Origin of the sequence: Bradyrhizobium sp. 155 (genome assembly GCF_023101105.1) — a bacterium.
GTDB classification, from domain to species: Bacteria; Pseudomonadota; Alphaproteobacteria; order Rhizobiales; family Xanthobacteraceae; genus Bradyrhizobium; species Bradyrhizobium canariense_D.
Genome location: NZ_CP064704.1, coordinates 1,550,825 through 1,569,238, shown reverse-complemented (window position 1 = coordinate 1,569,238; position 18,414 = coordinate 1,550,825). Strand labels below are relative to the sequence as shown.

Annotated in this window: 13 protein-coding genes and 1 pseudogene; 4 read left to right on the top strand and 10 right to left on the bottom strand. The window is 64.3% G+C overall.

Going from position 1 to position 18,414, the window contains the following annotated elements; translation table 11 throughout:
* Positions 1-615: 615 nt before the first annotated feature.
* Positions 616-1,251, top strand: coding sequence for a MarR family winged helix-turn-helix transcriptional regulator (locus tag IVA93_RS07695; RefSeq protein WP_026232636.1), 636 nt, complete (start codon positions 616-618; stop codon positions 1,249-1,251).
* 1,352 nt (positions 1,252-2,603) lie between these two features.
* Here the strand turns inward: IVA93_RS07695 and IVA93_RS07690 are convergent.
* Positions 2,604-4,178 (bottom strand): porin, encoded by a 1,575-nt coding sequence (locus IVA93_RS07690; protein WP_085348489.1) that lies wholly within the window; start codon positions 4,176-4,178, stop codon positions 2,604-2,606.
* A 505-nt stretch (positions 4,179-4,683) separates the two neighbouring features.
* Here IVA93_RS07690 and IVA93_RS07685 point away from each other — a divergent pair.
* Positions 4,684-5,163, top strand: coding sequence for a MarR family winged helix-turn-helix transcriptional regulator (locus IVA93_RS07685; protein WP_018453949.1), 480 nt, complete (start codon positions 4,684-4,686; stop codon positions 5,161-5,163).
* 94 nt (positions 5,164-5,257) lie between these two features.
* On the opposite strand, the gene IVA93_RS07680 is transcribed toward IVA93_RS07685, so the two are convergent.
* On the bottom strand, positions 5,258-6,340 hold the full coding sequence (locus IVA93_RS07680) for an alpha/beta hydrolase family protein (protein ID WP_026232635.1): 1,083 nt from the start codon (positions 6,338-6,340) through the stop codon (positions 5,258-5,260).
* An 853-nt stretch (positions 6,341-7,193) separates the two neighbouring features.
* On the opposite strand from IVA93_RS07680, the pseudogene IVA93_RS07675 reads away from it, so the two are divergent.
* Positions 7,194-8,257: pseudogene (locus IVA93_RS07675) on the top strand (ketopantoate reductase family protein).
* Positions 8,258-8,532: 275 nt separating this feature from the next.
* Positions 8,533-10,035, top strand: a complete 1,503-nt coding sequence (locus IVA93_RS07670) for a helicase HerA domain-containing protein (RefSeq protein WP_026232634.1) — start codon at positions 8,533-8,535, stop codon at positions 10,033-10,035.
* A 13-nt stretch (positions 10,036-10,048) separates the two neighbouring features.
* On the opposite strand, the gene IVA93_RS07665 is transcribed toward IVA93_RS07670, so the two are convergent.
* From IVA93_RS07665 to IVA93_RS07630, 8 genes are all read right to left on the bottom strand, one after another.
* Positions 10,049-11,080: a HoxN/HupN/NixA family nickel/cobalt transporter gene (locus IVA93_RS07665; protein WP_018453944.1), complete on the bottom strand. Its 1,032-nt coding sequence runs from the start codon at positions 11,078-11,080 to the stop codon at positions 10,049-10,051.
* A 283-nt stretch (positions 11,081-11,363) separates the two neighbouring features.
* On the bottom strand, positions 11,364-12,104 hold the full coding sequence (locus IVA93_RS07660) for an ABC transporter ATP-binding protein (protein WP_018453943.1): 741 nt from the start codon (positions 12,102-12,104) through the stop codon (positions 11,364-11,366).
* A complete protein-coding gene (locus tag IVA93_RS07655; protein ID WP_018453942.1) occupies positions 12,101-12,943 on the bottom strand; it encodes an ABC transporter ATP-binding protein in 843 nt (280 codons plus the stop codon). Before IVA93_RS07655 ends, IVA93_RS07660 begins: the two co-directional genes overlap by 4 nt.
* A complete protein-coding gene (locus IVA93_RS07650) occupies positions 12,943-14,766 on the bottom strand; it encodes an ABC transporter permease (protein ID WP_018453941.1) in 1,824 nt (607 codons plus the stop codon). The genes IVA93_RS07655 and IVA93_RS07650 overlap by 1 nt, the downstream gene beginning before the upstream one ends.
* A 13-nt stretch (positions 14,767-14,779) precedes the next feature.
* On the bottom strand, positions 14,780-15,937 hold the full coding sequence (locus IVA93_RS07645) for an ABC transporter substrate-binding protein (RefSeq protein ID WP_026232631.1): 1,158 nt from the start codon (positions 15,935-15,937) through the stop codon (positions 14,780-14,782).
* A 56-nt stretch (positions 15,938-15,993) separates the two neighbouring features.
* Positions 15,994-16,584, bottom strand: coding sequence for an alkylhydroperoxidase domain protein (locus IVA93_RS07640; protein WP_018453939.1), 591 nt, complete (start codon positions 16,582-16,584; stop codon positions 15,994-15,996).
* Between the two features lie 12 nt (positions 16,585-16,596).
* Positions 16,597-17,223 carry a CMD domain protein gene (locus IVA93_RS07635; protein ID WP_026232630.1) on the bottom strand — a complete coding sequence of 209 codons (627 nt, stop codon included), beginning with the start codon at positions 17,221-17,223 and terminating at the stop codon, positions 16,597-16,599.
* Between the two features lie 47 nt (positions 17,224-17,270).
* Entirely contained in the window at positions 17,271-18,305 is a 1,035-nt protein-coding gene (locus tag IVA93_RS07630; RefSeq protein ID WP_018453937.1) for a putative FMN-dependent luciferase-like monooxygenase, read from the bottom strand.
* Positions 18,306-18,414: the final 109 nt, after the last annotated feature.

Below are 18,414 nucleotides of genomic sequence, written 5' to 3'. Positions count from 1 at the left end.
TCGAACAATTCTTGGCAGAACGCACAAGTTGTGGATGACATGCGGACGCACATCGTCGTCCTGCACAAGCTTCGATCAACTTGCATCAACGACAGCCAACGGGCCGTGCAATAAAACCGTCGCATAGTCGCGTGCATGTTGCTCGTGGGACAGCGTATTGCGTTCACCATCATGTGTCCCGAGGAGCGAGATTGTCTTGAACGTTACATTCGCCTGCGACGACATCCTGTCTGCGAGATGGTCTCTACTTGATTTTGTTGAGAAGGTCATTCATCGTTTCGTCGGAAGATAAGAAACGTCTGCGTGTGACTTGAACCTTAGGGGCTTCGGTTGAACTACTCCGATCCATCGTCTGGTGGCGACGGCTATTCGGGCTCCCGTGCGACGACGCCGCGAATGGCATATCCACAGCAACACCGCCTCCCACGCCATAGCTTGCAGTGCTCATCAGTCCAGGTCGGGCGCCGGGCAGGCCGTGCCTTCACGCGACAGAAGAGCACGGTGCATGTGTCGGACATTGCCGGTGGTCCGGCTTCTCGCAAACGGCTCGTGCGCAACGGCGGAAGGCGGCTCCGGAGCGCCGCAGACGTGACTCCCGGGGCAAGGTAGGAATTCATGCCATTGGCAAGAGAAGCCGTGGAGCTGCTTGTTCAGGCAGCGAGGGCTTGGTATTTCGAAGGCGATCAGCATGGGTTGCGCGATCGGGAATGGATGGCGCTGCGCTTTCTCGGCCGCGCCAACAGGTTTTCGCGCACGCCCTCCGCGCTCGCCGGCTTCATCGGCGCCACCAGGGCGACTGCATCGCAGATCGTGAAGACGCTGGAGAGCAAGACCTTCCTGGTGCGAAAGCCGTCGCACGAAGACAAGCGTTCTGTCGTGCTGCACGTCACTGCGCAGGGCGAGAAGTGCCTGAGCCAGCACGATCCGGTCAATCACGTGCTGAACGCGGTCACGGCGCTCGGACCCGACGAGTGCGTCAGGCTGCGCGATTCGCTGCGCGAGATCCTCAATCATCTCGACGCGGCACATCAGCGGCTCGATGCCAGCGTCTGCCGGGACTGCATGTTTCTCGCCGAACGCGGGCCGGGTACCGGCAAGGGACGCGCAACGGCCGAATTCATGTGCCGGCTGTATCGCGCCCCGGTTTCGCTCGAGGAGACTGAACTGCTCTGCACCAGTTTCGAGCGCACCCGCGACCGTCCCAAGATCGAGGAGCATCTCGACCGCGCGCGTGTGGTGAACCAGGGGTGAGGCACGCGTAAATATCCGCGCGGTGGCGATCTCTGAAAGGCGCACAGAGCCTCTGATGTTCCGGACAAGCTGCAACGCGCAAAGCGTGTCGAAGACGCGCGTAAACGCGCTTATGGCGCTGCTGCGCAGAACCGGGACCAGGGCGACACGGCGTGATGCGGCGAGATGGGCCCCGGCTCTGCAGCCGCACCGCAAAAGCGCTGCGCTGCGTCCAGGGCACGAGAACGGAGTGTGGCGCACATTCTCCCCACATCGTCATTGCGAGGCAGCGACTTGTCCGCCGAAGCTTTAGCGAAGGCGGAAGCAATCCAGAGTCTCTCCGCGGTAAGACTCTGCTTCGCTGCGCTCGCAATGACGGAGTATGAGGCGGCGGCTCGTCCTCCCAGCACCACTGTCATTCCCCGATGAAAGCGGGGAATTCAGTACGCCGCGGCTTCTCGGTTCAATCATAACTGTCTCGGAATACTGGATCGCCCGGTCAAGCCGGGCGATGACAGGGAGTGTGTAGCCGTAGACACGCCTTCGCGTCCTCGCGGCGTTTCGCCCGAGCTTTGCCTGGTCATTCCACCCTCAAAGCCAAGAGGGCGCAGGGAAGACCGGGTGCCGGCTGGCACCCGCGGTCCGCTGCGCGAAAATGTAGCGCAAGGAAACCGCACAGCAGCATACAGGTGTAGCCAATCACTCGGCCTTCCCTGCGCGATGGTTGGACGGCTTATGCCGTGCTCTCCCGGGAGCCGAGTTCGTTCTGGCCTCCCTCGTCCCAACGAAAGTCACCGGCACCGCGCCGGTTGACGCGGATGCCGCATTCGCCAGGGCTTGACCGTAGCAACGACGGCCAGGACCACACGGTTTTGCCGTACGCACGGCTCGCCATTTCGCCGCAGTTTTTCCAGCCCTGTCGACGGAGCCGGAAACTTACAGACGAGACGAAGCCTAGCAGCGCCGCTCGTCGGAACGCAGCCTTCTCACGGAGAGCAATCCGCCCTGCCCTTGGCCTCTCGCACCCGAACGCTGCCGCGTCCACCGCAAGCCCGGCTCGCGAACATGACGACCACAAGATCGCCCCTCAAGGATGAGCCGGGATGGACGACACATACGCCATTTCCGAATTTCGGTAAAGCGGAATATTTTTGTGAGAGCGGATTGACAGGGGGGCGACACAGGCGCGGTCCCGTAGCCCGGATGAAGCGAAGCGTGATCCGGGAAGGTGCCGGACGCAGCGCGAGCAGCCCCCGGATCACGCTTGCGCTCCATCCGGGCACCGGGGCTTCGCCGCCCTATATCATCTGCCTTGCGCAAAAAAACACCCGGCGGTTTCCCGCCGGGTGTTCGTTCATGTGTTTCGATAGATTTTACCAGTTGCGCTGAGCGCGGAGGATCATGGCGACCGAGTCCTGATCCTTCAGCTCGTAGGCCGCGGTCGGCTTGGCGGTCGCGACGCTCGGGGAGGCGCCAACCGTACCAGAATATTTCTGGTCGAGATGGGTCCAGGACACGTCCGCCGAGAAGGTCAGGTTCTTGACCGGGGTCCACCGGGTGACGACACCTAGCTGGCCGATCGCGAAGTCCGGGTTGCAACCCGTCACACCTGCCAGGGCTCCGAACACACCGGCGCCGCCGCCGGCGCCGCAGATGGTGGTCTTGGCCAGCGTGCCGAACTGGGCCTGAGCGTAAGCACCGTACAGCGAGGAGTTCCAGTTGGGATCCCAGTTGTGGGTGTAAGCGCCACGGAAGCCCCAGGTCTTGACGGTTTCCTGCGAGCTACCGGTCACGTACACCGTGTCAGGAGCATTGGCGAAGCCAACGCTCTGGTAGGCAACACCCGAGCTACCGAACAGCGAGTAGCTGCTGCCCGACAGGTTCTGGAAGTTGTAGCGGGTCGCGCCGTCGGTGTAGACGCCCTGGATGTTGATCGTGTCACCCGCGCCGGTCGGGATGTTCTTGATCGACAAAGCGAGCTGAACAGCCCAACCCCATTTGTCGTCGGGATGGCCGGTGGCTTCGGTCGCGCCGTAATAGGCGACATGGTTGTCATGCGCAGCCACTGACGCCTGGAAGAGACCCCAGGCCTGATCGACACGCAGCTGACCGACGAGGTTCGGCGAACGCGAGCCGCCGAGGGCGTTGGTGCCGTATGAGCCGCCGATGATGCCACCTGCGGTCGCGCCGGTCATGTTGAGGTTGCCGGCCTGATAGTAGGCCGTCGCATCTTCAGCGGAGAACGATGCCGTGACGCCCTGGCCGAAGTCGGCGGTGTAGGTGAACTGGGTGACGCCGGTAACGGTGCCGCTGCCGCCGACGAGGTTGTCGGTGATGTTGCCGGGATAGTTGGTCCAGGGCGCGTCGAACTGCGACACGGCCTTACCCATCGTGAAGCCGGCGAACTGGATGAAGGCGTAGTATACGCCGAGCGCACCGGCCGAGGTATTGCCGTCGGTGCCGTTGACGTTGCCGCTACCCGAACCGACGAGGCCTGTGCCCGCAGCGTTGAGACCGAGCGTACCGCTGTACTGGGTGCCACCCGTTGCCGAACCGGTGCCCGAATAGTTGCCGGTCGTCCAGGTAAAGACGCCGTCGAAGAACGTGCGGACCACGCCGTATTCGGTCGCGGTGCGGGTGTCGATGTTGAGGTCTTCACGAGCGCGGAAGGTGTAGTAGTTCATCAGGCGGTTGCGTGCACCGGCAACACCGCTCTGGTTCGGGTTGAAGTCCGAATTGGTATTGAGGTTCGCATCGGCACGCAGGTAACCACCCAGCTTGATGCAGGTGTCGGTGCCGGGGATGTAGTAAAAACCGGCGCCGTACAGCGAGCAGATCTTCACGTATTCGACCGCCTTGGCCTTCACGGGAAGATCGGCAGCGAACGCCCCGGAGGCGGCCATCAGGCCGGCAGCCGAGCCGAGAAAGAGTGTCTTCGTCAACTTCATCAGTAAACCTCCAGGTCGGTTCAGGGGGCCCGGGTCCTCGGTGGACGCCGCTTTACCCTCTCAATTTCCGTTCAATTCAGGTCCGCACCGAAGGTTCGGACTGAAACGACAGCGAGGTGCCCCCTCCGTCGCGGCTTCACATATAGTTTATAAAAACAATGGTCTCAATTTATTGCTTTGATGAATCGACACTTCGGGTCGCGATGTGGCTTGAGGGCAACAGCGCGATATCACCCCGGAAGATCACCATAGAAAAACCAGAAAAAGCCCTCGGGGGGCATCCCGAGGGCTTCTTGGAGGTCTCGCATCGCCGTCCGTCGCGTGGGTCAAGAGCAGCGAAATAGAGTGCGATAGTCGATAATAAAATTAATTGTTCTTTGCAAGTAATAAGTGAGCCTACGATTTCTTCCGCGCGGTATCTACCCTTTGGTCGGCGCGCGATTTTCGAGACGCTTCCAAGATATCCCATTAAGGATAGGCAAGGGATAAACGGGGAGGGAGCCACATGATCGAGAAGAAACTCGACAGGGCGATTACGGACTTCATCTGGAACGTCGTCGAAATTCATTCCCAGCTGGAGGACATCCACACCAGCTGGGCCGGACTGCTGGGCATTACCGAGCCGCAATGGCTGATCCTGATGGCCATCACCGAACTGGACCAGGGGCGAGGTGTCGCGGGAATCGACATCGCGAACAAGCTGCGCGTCCACCCCGCCTTCGTCACCAACCAGACCAAGAGTCTCGAAAAGGGCGGCTTCCTGTCGCGACGGCCGGCCGCAGACGACGCACGCTACGTCCTGATGTCGCTGACGGCGAAAGCAACGACGGAGATTGAAAAACTGTCGAAGAGAAAGCTCGCCTTGAACTCGACCATGTTCAACGAGCTCGACGAGAAGACCTTGGCCGACCTGAATGCCGCGCTCGCAACGATTGCCAAGAATGCCCGGCTGGCCGCACGGTTGCTGGCCATCGACGCTTCCTGACTCCTGACGTCAGGCGCGGAACGCGCGCCTCGATTCATCCCCAATCTCTCCTCGCCTTCCCAATCTTTTCTCGCCTTCCCAATCTCTTGGCGCCTTAGAGGTAGGTCACGGAATCCAGCTGGCGGGCAATTCCAAGTTTGCTGTCGAGCCATTCGAAAATGAAATCGTCCACCGCGATGAAATTCTCGACCTCGCCCAGAGGGTACGGAATGCAGTTCGGCACGACGGTCGCGCAATCGGCTCCGGCCTGCCGATAGCCGGCTTGCAGTTCGAGAGCATCCTCCTCCCAAACCATTGAGCGGCTGCCGACGACCATCAGAAGCGGGCAAGGTATCCGACACAACGGCAGCAACGAACCCGTCGAGGGCCCGTCACGGACCGCCTGCTCGACGCCGATCATCCAGCGCAGCGATGCCCGGCGCATGACCGGCGTCGCAATGCCGCCGTCGCACACGGCGGCAGCCATTCTGCGATCCACGAGGGCAAGACGGGATGCGTGACTGGCGGCCGCCCCCTCGCCGTAGACCGCGATCTGCTGCGAATCGACGTCCGGACGAGCTTCCAGGTAATCCAGCCAGCATTGAAGAATATGCGCCGGCTTGAAGGGGCTACGACCGGATGAATCGCCGGCATCAACGAGCAGGAGTGACACGTTCCGTCGCCCTGAAGCCGGCAACAGCCTGCTCATCATCGAGCCGAGGGTGATGTCCTCGTCGCTGACGCAGATAACCGCGGGTGCGAAAGACCGATCGGGGAACGCCGGCAGAAAGTAGCCCGCAAGCGAGCCTTGATCAAAGCAGTCGATCTCCACACGCTCGATCGCCGAACCGGCGTCCTCCTCGAAGCCCCTCAGGCAGAGTCTGACCTTGTCTACGAGGTCGGTACCCCCGGGATCTCCGGGCCAAGACAGGTTCCTCGCGACTTCAAGGGCCGTCAGCGAGCACAGCCACGCTTCCCGCGCGATCTGAGCTGAACTGGTTACGCGCGCCGATTCGGCGAATATCCGGTACTCGCGTGAGATCCTCAACCACTCCGAAATCCACCGATGCCTGTGCGCCTCGCGCACGAGTTCCGCGACGGACAAGCTTTCGAAAAAATGGGACGCGCGTTTTCGCAAGCACGCCAGGCTTCGACCGGCGCCGTCGCACGTGCCGTGAGGCCAATGATCATCTTCCATGCCCGTCCCCGAACGGCGCGTCGGCGGTTGCTTGGACTGGGCGCAGCGCTGTCAGCGCAACGCCCTGCATGTCTGCTCGAGGCGATGTCATGCGTGCGTGATCGCGCTTGCGTCTGCCGTCCCGATGATCGTTCCGTTTTCCCTTCGCGGGCGGGGGCACTGGACCGGACGGACTACAGTCCGAACGAACCGGTCGCAAAACAAGTCGCACGCCGACTCCAACTCAATCGTCACGTCTCAGCTCCGTTGCTGATACACAGTTTAGGCCCCGCACCACTCTGCCATTTTTTGCTGTCCCGCGTTTGCAGTTTTTTGTTGCGGTGGACGACTAAAATTGGAGCTCATTTAACGAGGGAGAAGGCATCGCCTGTGTCGGCTTCCATCATGATTCCTCATGACGCCGATCCGGCGCGCCACCAATCACGCCAGCGATAAAAATGCGGCGGGTTACCGCCTGATCGATGCCGATGGCCTTCGCCAAAGGGCTTTCCGCTAGTCAATGTCGCAGGAAAACCGGCGCGACAAAATCCTCGAAGTCGCTCATCCGCACCCGGCGCGCGAGACGTGACGAGGTATGATCGCGTTCTGGGAGAGCCTGGGCGATCGAGATGTGCAACATTTCTTACTTCGGTAAGGCAGTTATTTGAGCAACTCAACGACCCTGCACAACCGCCGCCGGTTTGGCGTCGTCTTGCTTTCGGCGTCAAGCAACACGCCGGGCCGCCCGCTGATCCGCGCCTTGTATCCATTATCCCAGTTGCCATCCGCACGCACTTTGCCTTACATGCCCGCCAAACTCGCCCGCGGATGACGGCCGGGTCTTAAAAATCACAAATTGTCAAAGGGACGAGACATGGCGCGTAACATCCTGATTCTCGGGGCTTCCTACGGTTCCCTGCTGGGCACGAAGCTGCTGATGGCGGGGCACAATGTGACCCTGGTCTGCCGCGCCAAGACCGCGGAGCTGATCAACCGCGAGGGGACCGAGGTGCGAATCAAGTTGCGTGACGAGGCCGTTCACCGCGCCATCTTCTCGCGCGACCTGCCCGGCAAGCTCGACGCCGTGACGCCGGCCAATGTGGACTTGTCGCGTTACGACATGGTCGGCCTTGCGATGCAGGAGCCGCAATACACCAACCATACGGTGCGCGTTCTCATGGTCAGGATCGCCGCGGCGAAGCTGCCGTGCCTCTCGATCATGAACATGCCGCCGCTGCCCTATCTGAAGCGGATCCCCTCGCTCGCAGACATGGATCTCGAGGAGGCCTACACCAATGCGCAGGTGTGGGAGCGCTTCGAGCCGGGGCTGGTGACCTGTGCTCGCCCGACCCGCAGGCATTCCGTCCGCCGGAAGAGGCTGCGAACGTGCTGCACGTCGGTCTGCCCACGAATTTCAAGGCATCCGTGTTCGCCGACGAGAAGCACAACAAGGTGCTGCGCGAGCTCGAAGCCGACATCGACGCGGTGACCCTCGACGGCCACGACGTGCCGGTGAAGCTGAAGGTGTTCGATTCCCTGTTCGTGCCGCTGGCCAAATGGTCGATGCTGCTGACCGGCAACTACCGCTGCATCACGCCGCACGAGCCGCAGTCGATCCGGGACGCCGTGCACGGTGATCTCGCGCGCTCGCAGACGATCTACGAGCATGTCGACGCCATCGCCAGGCGTCTCGGCGCCGATCCGCAGGACCAGGTGCCGTTCGCGAAATACGCCAAGGCTGCCGAGAGCCTGCTGAAGCCGTCATCGGCCGCACGCGCGGTGGCCGGCGGCGCGCCCTTCATCGAGCGCGTCGACCTGCTGGTCAAGCTGATCTCGCATCAGCTCGGCGCGCCCAATGCAGAGATCGACCGCACGGTCGAGACCGTGGACCTGAAGCTCAACGAGAAGATCGTGCAGGGCGGATCGGGCGCGCTGTAACGGGCCGCGATCCCCTTTGCCCCGCACCCATCATTGGCTGGGCGCATGCCAAGCGCACGGTGCAATGGCGGTTTCGCACATCAAGGGGGGAACTCGCGCAAGTGATACCCCAGGACGCCGGTCCGCAAGCGCCCTATCGGCCCGCACTTCTACGGCAATCGAATCGCGCCTGAAATCCGCCGTGGGCAACAACGCATGATTTACGCCATGGTGCTCGACGCGCCACGGCCGGATTGATAAGCCCCTGTCCGCGAATGATGGGACTTGAGTCGGGCATGACGGTTGCGATCGAGATGGGGCAGACCACGGCGGGCGCCGCGGCGGCCATGGACCTCGAGGAACTGCTGGCGACCCGCCTCCTGGTGCAAGGCAATTCGGGTTCCGGAAAATCACATCTGCTGCGGCGGCTGCTGGAGCAGAGCGCACCCTGGGTGCAGCAGGCGATCATCGATCCCGAAGGCGATTTCGTCTCCCTGGCGGAGCATTTCGACCATCTCGTGATCGAGGCCCAGGATCACACCGAACGCGGCCTTCAGGTTGCCGGCGAGCGCGCGCGGCTGCATCGCGTCTCCACCGTGCTCAACCTCGAAGGGCTCGACGCCGAGAACCAGATGCGCCGCGCCGCGGCCTTCCTCGGCGGACTGTTCGACGTGGACCGCGACCATTGGTATCCGATGCTGGTCGTGGTCGACGAGGCGCAGCTGTTTGCGCCTGCGGTCGCGGGGGAAGTCTCGGACGAAGCGCGAAAGCTTTCGCTCGGCGCGATGACCAATCTGATGTGCCGCGGCCGCAAGCGCGGGCTTGCCGGGATCATCGCGACCCAGCGGCTGGCGAAGCTCGCCAAGAACGTCGCGGCGGAAGCGTCCAACTTCCTGATGGGCCGCACCTTCCTCGACATCGACATGGCGCGCGCCGCCGACCTGCTCGGCATGGAGCGGCGGCAGGCCGAATCGTTTCGCGATCTCGAACGCGGACAATTCATGGCGCTCGGCCCCGCGCTGTCACGCCGGCCGCTGCGTTTGAACATCGGCGCGACCGAAACCCAGCCGCGCAATTCCACGCCGCGGCTGATGCCGATGCCCGAAGCCGCACTCGAAAATATGCGCGCCGTGATCCTGGCCGCGCCGCCGCCCGATGCCAGCCGGCCGCAGCGCCGGCCCGCGCCCGATCTGCTCGAGCAGCTCCGCGCCGCGAAGGCTGCGGCACCGGAGATCGGCCCCGAAATAATCGAGGTCCCGATTAGTGCCGAAGAGCTCGCTGAACGGCGCGAACGCGTGGATCGGACCCTTCGTGCCGTGCTCGCCGCGCCCGATGCCGGTTTCCGCGCGGTGGGCGTGCTGTACCAGGAGTTCGTGGTCCGCTGCCGCATCGAGGGCCTCGGCTCGGCGGTGCCCGACCTCACCGAATTCCGCCGCATGCTGACACGGGCACGCGCCGGGCTCGGCGCCGAGCATGCCGAAGACGACGCCTGGCAGGACGTGTCGCTCCGCGCCTCGATCCTTCCCGACGACATGCAGGGCGTCTTCATGATGATCGCGCGTGCGGCGAAAGAAGGCTGGCCGTGTCCCGGTGACGCCGCGATCGCCCGCGCCTACGGCTCGCATTCGCTGCGCCGGGCGCAGCGCCTGCTCGGCTACATGGAAGAGCAGGGCCTGATCGTCTGCCAGCTCGACGGCGCCGGCCGCAGGTTCGTGACGCTGGTGGAATTGGCCTGGGCCACCGCGCCGGGCGATCCCAATGCCGACGATCTGCCGGCGGAGAGCGCAGCTTCGGCTTGAGCCCACGATTGACTCATGCTGTCTCGGTAGCATCGGCGCCCACCAGCACATCAGGCGTGCGCCGCCGCTCGAGCGCGTATAGCCTGCGATAGAGCACGACCGAAACCAGCCATGCAATCGCGAACAGCGCGATCACGGCGAAGCCGACGTTCGCGAGCGAATCGTTGAGGCCGTCGACCAGCGTCCACACACCGCCAGACAGGCCGAGCCGATCCCCGATCAGGCCAAGCGCCTCAATGCCGCCGATCAACAGCGCCACCGCGACCGAGGCACCGGTGATCGTGAGGTTGTACCAGAGCTTCCGTAAGGGATCGACGAAGGCCCAACGATAAGCGCTGACCATCAGCGCGGAATCGGCGGTATCGACCAGCGCCATGCCTGATGCGAACAGCGCGGGAAAGACCATGACGTCGGCCAGCGATGCACCAAGCGCGTATTCGCTGGCGGAGATGCTGAGCAGGCCGATCTCGGTGGCGGTGTCGAAGCCGAGGCCGAACAGGAAGCCGAGCGGGTACATATGCGCCGGCTTGGTCACCAGGCGGAACATCGGGCCGAGCAGCCGCGCCAGCAATCCGCGGCTGGCGAGCAGCGCATCAAGCTGCGCGGCGTCGTGGATGCCTTGCGCGCGCGCGATCCGGAACGTCCGCCACAGGCCGGCGAAGATGACCAGGTTGATGGCCGCGATCACCAGCAGGAACAGCGCCGACACCGACGTGCCGATGAAGCCGCCGACGTCCTTGAGCAGGCTGTCGCCGCCAAGGCTCACCAAGCCCAGCGCGAGCAGCATGGTCGCGACCACAACCACGGTGGAATGACCAAGCGCGAAATAGAGACCAACGCTGCGCGGCGCATCGCCGGCCTGCATCAGCTTGCGCACGACGTTGTCGATGGCCGCGATGTGGTCGGCATCGACGGCGTGGCGCAGGCCGAACACCCAGGCAAGCAGCGCGGTCGCCATCACCGTCGGCCGGTCACCGAACGCCGCGAACGCCCAAGCCCACGCCCCGATGTTGGCCGCGATCAACCCGCCGAACAGCAGCATCATTCCGGGGTCGACCGCCCGCAAAGATAATTTCGTCACGCCAGTCATTCCGTCCGCTGCACGACCCATCGCACGAGCGGTATGATCTTTTCATAAGGTGGTCATACTGACCAGTGCAATCCCGGAGGGGCGGCACGGTTCTGCAGCAGTGCTTGCGGCGTCCTTCGGGACGCCGCTGCGCGGGCTCCTTTAGGATGAGGTCTTGCTTCGCCGCGAGATCGCCAGACCCTCACGGTGAGGCGCCCGCCAAGGGCGGGCGTCTCGAACCATGCAGGCCGAGATGGCGCTACGCCGCCTCGGAGCCGCCGAGATAGGCATCGCGGATGCGGGGATCGTCCTTCAGCGCGCGGGCGGAGCCGGAGAGAACGATCTTGCCGGTCTGGAGCACATAGGCCTCGTGCGCGATCTCGAGCGCGAGGCTGGCGTTCTGCTCGACCATGAAGACCGAGACGCCCTCCTGGTTGATGGTACGGATCAGTTCCAGCACGCGGTCGACGTAAAGCGGCGACAGGCCCATGGTCGGCTCGTCCATCACGATCATCCTGGGACGGCTCATCAGCGCGCGCGCCATCGCGACCATCTGCTGCTCGCCGCCGGAGAGCGAGCCGGCGCGCTGCGACAGCCGTTGGCCGAGCTTCGGGAACAGCGTGAGCATCTTGTCGAGATCCTGCGCGATCGCCTCGCGGTCGTCGCGCACGAAGGCGCCCATCAAAATGTTCTCGCGGACGCTCATGTCGGCGAACAGCCGCCGTGCCTCCGGCACCGAGGCGATGCTGCGGCGGACGATCTGCGGCGTGGTAAGTCCCAGTAGCGAAGTGCCGTCGAACGTCACGTCGCCCGAGCGCGGCTTCACGAGGCCTAGAATGATCTTCATCGTGGTCGATTTGCCGCTGGCATTGCCGCCGAGCAGGCAGACGATGTGGCCGCGCGGAACTGATATCGACAGGTCGAAATGCACCTGGGCCTGACCATAGAAGGTATTGACGTCGGTGATCGCGAGCAGCGCATCGGGAGGCGGGTTCGTCATGCCGCGCTCTCCTGCTTCGTCGTCAGGCCGTGGCCGAGATAGGCCTCGATCACCTTGGGATCACCGCGCACCGCTTCGCCCGGGCCTTCCGCGATTTTCTTGCCCTCGTCCATGACGATGACGCGATCGGAGAGGCGCATCACCATTTCGAGCTTGTGCTCGATCAGCAAGATCGTCAGCCCTTCGGCTTTCAGCTCGGCGACGAGCCCCTGCATCTCCGTGGTCTCGGTCGGATTCATGCCGGCGGTCGGCTCGTCCAGCAGCAGCAGGCGCGGCTTCAAGGCGAGCGCGCGCGCGATCTCGACGCGGCGGCGGTTGGCGTAAGAGAGGCTGTAGGCCGGCTGATCGATACGCGGCAGCAACCGCTCGCCGAAGCGCGCGAGAATGACCTTCACCTCCTCGCGCAGCCGCTCTTCCTCCGCCTTGACGCTAGCGGGGCGCAGCAGCGCCAGACCCAATTCCAGCAGCGGGCCGATCACCGGCACTGCCGGTTTCACCGCGCGCAAGCGCGTATGCGCACCGATCAGGACGTTGTCCATCACGCTGAGATTGCCGAAGACGCGGCCGAGCTGGAACGTCCGCGCGATGCCTCCGGCCGCCAGGCGTTCCGGCGAGAAACCTGTGATGTCCTGACCTTCGAAGCGAACCGTCCCGGCGTCCGGAAGGTCAAGCCCGGTCACGAGATTGAACAGCGTTGTCTTGCCCGCCCCGTTCGGGCCGATGATGCTGATCAGCTCGCCTTTGGCGAGATCGAGATCGATGGCGTCGACGGCGGTGAGGCCGCCGAAGCGCCGCGTGAGCCCGCGCAGGGACAGCATCGCCGTGTGTGCGTCCATCATCACACCGTCCCCAAAAGGCCCTGCGGCCTGAACCGCACCAGCAGCAGCAGCACGATGCCGTAGATCAGGATGCGATACTCCGCCGCGATGCGGAACACTTCCGGCAGGCCGACCAGCGCGACCGCCCCGAGAATCGCCCCGACGACATTGCCGAGACCGCCGAGGATGACGACGGTCAGCGCCAGGATGGATTGCTGCGTGTTGAAGGTCTCGTGGTTGATATAGGAATAGAGATGCGCGGCGATGCCGCCGCTGACCCCCGCGGCAAAGCCGCCGAAGATGAAGGCCAGCGATTTGTAGCGATTCAGGCTGAGGCCATAGGCCCGCGCGGCGATGTCGTCGTCGCGGATGGCGCGAAAGCTGCGGCCGAGATGCGAGCCGAGCAGGCGTCCCTGCAGCAGCGCCAGCACGACCATCACGATGAAGCTGAACCAGTAGATCGAAATCGGGCTGACCAGCTCATAGCCAAACAGCGACAGCGGCGGGATTCCGGAGATGCCGATCGGCCCGCGCGTGACGCTCTCCCAATTCAGGATCACCAGCGAGACGATCTCGCCGATCGCGAGCGTCGCGATTGACACATAATGTCCGCGCAGCCGGAACGACGGCGAGATCAGCGCCGTGCCCAGCGCAGCACTCATCAGGCCGCCGCCGATGATGGCAAGGCCGACCGGGACAGCGAACGTGAGCGACAGCAGCGCGGAGGTGTAGGCGCCGATCGCGAGCAGCGCGGCGTGTCCCAGCGAGACCTGACCAATCGTGCCTGCAACCAGGGTGAGGCTCAGCGCGAGCATGCCGAGCAGCCAGGCGTTGATCAGGGTCTGGAGCACGTAGAACGACAGGGGCAACAGCGGCAGGATCGCGAAGACGGCGGCAGCGATCAGCAGAGCCCAGCGCGGAATCCGCACCGGGCGGCTCGGCGCGATGAAAGTGCCGGTGAGCGGCTCGGGCGGCGCCTGCCGTGCGCTGGCGAACAGACCGTTCGGGCGCAGCACGAGCACCACGACCAGCAGCAGGAACGCGAACAAATTGCGGTAGCTGGTGCCGAACACGGCGACGCCGTAGCTCTCCACCAATCCCAGCAGCAGGCTGCCGATCACCGCACCCGGCACATTGCCGGCACCGCCGACGACTTCGGCGACGACGCCCTTGAGCGTCGCCTGCAGGCTCATCGCGGTGTCGATCTGGTTATAGTACATACCGACCAGCAGGCCGGAGACGCCGCCGAGCGCAGCCGCAATGCCGAACACGGCCTGATTGACGCGGTTGACGTCGACGCCCATCTGCATCGCGGCGTCGCGGTCCTGCGCGGTGGCACGCACGGCCCAGCCGAGCTTGCTGTAGCGCAGGAACACGAACAGCAGCAACGCGCTGGTGAGGCCGACACCGGCGATGAGCAGATCGAGCGGGCCGATCGTGCCGCCGCCGATCTGGAAGCGGACATCCGGCAACTGGCTCGGCAATGCGCGCGGATTGGGCGAAAAAGTCAGCATCACGAGCTGATCGAGCACGAAGCTGATGCCGATGGTCGCCAGCAGCGGTGCGATGCGCACCGAGTTCTGCAGCGGGCGCAGGCCGAACCGCTCGATGATCAAGCCGACCAGCGCCGCCGCCACCGCGACCAGAATGATGGTGAGCGGCAGTGGCGTATGCAGCTGCACCACCGCGACCCAGCCGATATAGGCGCCGACGAGGTAGATCGATCCTTGCGCAAAGTTGATCAGCCGGCTGACGCCGAAGATCAGCGCGAGCCCGACCGCAACGAGGGCGTAGACGTTACCGACGATCAGCCCGTTGATCGTGTAGTCGAGCCAGGAAGACACGCAGGAGATCCCCTCAGGTCGGCTTGCCGTCCCAGAGGGCGAACTGGCCCTTGCGCACGACGAGCTCCGCATTCATGGCGCCCTTGACGCGCCGGCTCTCGACGTCGAACGTCGCTTTGCCGAAGATCACGCTCGAGACGTCCTTCACTTTCGTGAAGGCGTCGCGGATCGCGCGCCGGTCGGCGCCGCCGATCCTCACCACGGCGGCCGCCATGTTCATCGCGTCATAGGCGTAGGCGTTGAACGCGTCGGGCTCCACCCCGTTGTATTTCTTCTTGAAGCCGGCGATGAACGTCTGCACCTCGGGGCGCGGGTCTTCCGGGAAGTAGCGCGTGCCGACATGGACGTCCTCGACGGCCTCGCCGCCGAGCTCCAGGAATTTCGGCGAGTAGACCGAGCTCGCGGCGCAGATCACCTGCTTCAGCCCGACCTGGCGCGCCTGGCGCGCGATCAGCGCACCGTCGGAATAATAGGAGATCAGGATCAGCCCGTCGGGATTGGCGTCGCGGACACGCACCAGCGTGGAGCGGAAGTCGCGCTCCTCCGCGATGTAGCCTTCGGTGACGGCGATTTCGGCGCCGTGCTCCTTCGCGGCCTTAACGAAATAGTCGCGGCTGGTACGGCCCCAATCGGTGTTGAGGTGCAGCACGGCGAGCTTCTTCAGGCCGAGGCGCTTGACGGCATAGGCCGCCAGCAGCGGCTGCTCGTCAGCCTGGCTGACCGAGGTGCTCCACATGAAGTCGCCGCCCTTGGTGAAATCGGGATGCGAATTTGTGAATCCGAACTGCACCAGCCCGCCGCGCTGATAGATCGGCGAGGCCGCCATCGAGGCGGGGCTGGAGAAGTCGCCGAGCTCCATGACAATCCTGGGATCGGAGACGAATTTCTGGGCGATCGCCACCGACTGGCGCGGGTCGCTCTGGCTGTCCTCGAAATTATAGGCGAGCTTGCGGCCGTTGATGCCGCCCGCTGCCTCGATCTCGTCGAGCGCGAGATCGAAGCCCTGCTTCCACTGCGTGCCATATTGTGCGTTCGGCCCGGTCAACGGACCACTGACGCCCAGCAAAATCGGTTCGGACGATTGCGCAAGCGCGGCGCGCGAGAAGGCTGCCCCCGCCATCAGGGCGGCAAGCGAGCCCTTGACCAGGGTACGACGATCGATGTTGCTCATGGACGGCTCCATCCTGTCAAGCGTTGAAACAACTAGCAATTTCCATGCCGGTGAGATCAGCTATCTTTCGAGGGCTCGCCGAGCGACAGCATCAGCCGGTTCGCCCAGTTGAAGAACGACGCGCCGTTGATGACATCGACGATCTCGGCATCGTCGAGACCGGCGCGGCGCAGCTCATCGATATTGTCGGGGCCGAACGCGATCGGCGTCGCAGCCAGCGCCACCGAGGCCTTGACGACCGCATTCCAGCGCTCCCCGAGATCGGCGCCGACGCCCTCGTCGAGCAGGCGCTGCACATCGTCGCGGCGCTTGGAATAGGTGCTGGCGAACCGCGCATGCACGGAGGCGCAGTAGATGCAGCCGTTGTAGCGCGAGGTCGCAGCCGCCGCGAGCTCGCGTTCGGCGCGCGGCAGGCCGTCGGCGACGTTGTAGAAGATGTCCTTGTCGGTCTTGGTGCGGGCCTCCAGCACCTCGGGATCGCGCACCAGCAGGCGGAAATACTCGGACTTGGAACGGGAGCGATCGACGAGGCCCGCGAAATGCCGCTCGGTCAGCTCGGCTTCGAGCAGCGGGTCGATCCAGGACACCCAGCCCAGTTCGTCCTGGGTGAAGACGACGGGCGGATTGGCATTGTTTGCAGCGCTCATGATGCAGCCTCCTTACGCGCCGGCCGCGGCGTTCGTGGTGCGCCCGAGCGAGGCACCGAGCACGCGCAGTCCGGTGACGACGCGCACCTGGAACGACAGGAACGCAACGAGCTGAGAGAACGTGACGATTCCGGTGTTCGACCAACCGGCGGCGAGCAGAGCCTTCATGTCGGCGGCGGCCGCATCGCGCGGGCGGAACACCAGCAGATGCGCATGTTCGAACGCCGCAGCGAGCCGGTCCCCGAGATCGGGCTTGCGCTCCGCGCTGACGCGGTAGATCAAGCCGGCCTTGTTTTCGACAGACAGGGGGCCGGCTGGAAAGGCACCGTAGGGGCCCGAGGTCTCGCCCCGCGCGATTTCGACATCGACAGCTTCGACCAGGCGCGCGCCATCGGCGGTCGCAGCTAACTTCGCCCGATAGAAGCCGGCCATCGTGGGCTCGCGGTGAAGCCCGATCACGAAGAGCGCGACCGCGGCGCGCTCCACCAGCGAGACATCGCCGGCGTCGATCGGCTCGAACAGCGAGAGATAGCTCTTCTGCGCATTGTCGCGCGCCTGGATGCGCTTGGCCCGAATGCCGTCCAGAGCCGAACCCGGTTCGATCCCGGCGAGCGTGTCGATGATATCTTTCGTAGCCATCATTCAGCCTCTTGCAGCCTCGTGCAACGCGATTCCGTTCATTCCGACTATCCCGCCAGCGCCACGTCGGGCGCCGTCCGCGCCCAGCCCAGCGCCGGCGCGACCTTCTCCGCCACCAGCTCGATCGAGCGCAGGATATGGGGATGCGGGGCATCGACCGAATGCGCCTGGAAGACGAGATCGGTCACCCGCTCCAGCGTGGCGTCGGCGCGGAGCGAAGCGGTGACGTCGTCGGCCGCGCCGACATGGGTGTCGAACGCCGCGATCATCTCCTCGAGCGTTTCGCCTGGCTTGGCGTGGCCGCCCTTGAGGAATTGCGGGAGCGCGCGCCGCAGGCCGATATCGGCAAGACGCATCGCCTCAGTCCGGTCGTCGGCAACGAAGACGGTGCGCGAGGCCATGATGCGGGGCTCCCGTCCCGGCGGCAGCGCCTCGAGATAGGCATCGATCACCGGATTCTGAATCTCGGCGAGCGTTGCCTTCGGCGCCTCCTTGGTTCGAGGCTGGGTGCGCGACAGCAACAGGCCATCGCCTGCCTTGCCGGCACGCGCGCCGCCCGCGACAGAGAACGTCGCCTGCCAGATCCTGTCGTCCAATTGCGGCCGCTGCGGATAGAGCGTGTCACCACCTTCGAGCGGCTTGCCGACCAACGCGGTGCGAACGACGTCCAGATTGCGCGCAAAGATCTCGTTGCGCTGGGCGCTGTCGAGGCCGAAGGCGGCAAAGGCCGAGGGATTGCCGCCGGTGCCGACACCGAGCTCGAAGCGACCGTTGCAGAGCAGATCGAGCACCGCGGCATCCTCCGCCACCCGCACCGCGTTCTCCAGCGGCAAGGTGACGATGCCGGTGCCGAGCCTGATGCGCGAGGTCTGGGCTGCGACATAACCGAGGAAGGTGAAGGGGGACGGCAGGCCGCCCTCGCGCTCGTGGAAATGGTGCTGCGCGATCCACGCGGAATCGAGGCCCGCCGTCTCGGCGCGCACGATCTGCTCGGCCGCGAAGCGATATCGGTCGGCCGGCGGGGCCTCGTCGAGAAGCCGTGTGAAAAACCCCAGGCGTTTCAGGTTTGCTAAGCGTTTCATACGACCCCTGTCGGACGAGGATAGGTCCCGATGATGTCGGTTGCCGCAGCTCCAGACAAGCGGGCATTGCGCAGGGCTAGTACGCAAGCCCGCCCGCCGGGATCGCCCT

Excerpts from the sequence above, each read along its gene's own strand:
- IVA93_RS07695 (WP_026232636.1), top strand. The coding sequence starts at position 616 with ATGCCATTGGCAAGAGAAGCCGTGGAGCTGCTTGTTCAGGCAGCGAGG.
- IVA93_RS07690 (WP_085348489.1), bottom strand. The coding sequence starts at position 4,178 with ATGAAGTTGACGAAGACACTCTTTCTCGGCTCGGCTGCCGGCCTGATG.
- IVA93_RS07685 (WP_018453949.1), top strand. The coding sequence starts at position 4,684 with ATGATCGAGAAGAAACTCGACAGGGCGATTACGGACTTCATCTGGAAC.
- IVA93_RS07680 (WP_026232635.1), bottom strand. The coding sequence starts at position 6,340 with ATGGAAGATGATCATTGGCCTCACGGCACGTGCGACGGCGCCGGTCGA.
- IVA93_RS07670 (WP_026232634.1), top strand. The coding sequence starts at position 8,533 with ATGACGGTTGCGATCGAGATGGGGCAGACCACGGCGGGCGCCGCGGCG.
- IVA93_RS07665 (WP_018453944.1), bottom strand. The coding sequence starts at position 11,080 with ATGATGCTGCTGTTCGGCGGGTTGATCGCGGCCAACATCGGGGCGTGG.
- IVA93_RS07660 (WP_018453943.1), bottom strand. The coding sequence starts at position 12,104 with ATGACGAACCCGCCTCCCGATGCGCTGCTCGCGATCACCGACGTCAAT.
- IVA93_RS07655 (WP_018453942.1), bottom strand. The coding sequence starts at position 12,943 with ATGATGGACGCACACACGGCGATGCTGTCCCTGCGCGGGCTCACGCGG.
- IVA93_RS07645 (WP_026232631.1), bottom strand. The coding sequence starts at position 15,937 with ATGAGCAACATCGATCGTCGTACCCTGGTCAAGGGCTCGCTTGCCGCC.
- IVA93_RS07640 (WP_018453939.1), bottom strand. The coding sequence starts at position 16,584 with ATGAGCGCTGCAAACAATGCCAATCCGCCCGTCGTCTTCACCCAGGAC.
- IVA93_RS07635 (WP_026232630.1), bottom strand. The coding sequence starts at position 17,223 with ATGGCTACGAAAGATATCATCGACACGCTCGCCGGGATCGAACCGGGT.
- IVA93_RS07630 (WP_018453937.1), bottom strand. The coding sequence starts at position 18,305 with ATGAAACGCTTAGCAAACCTGAAACGCCTGGGGTTTTTCACACGGCTT.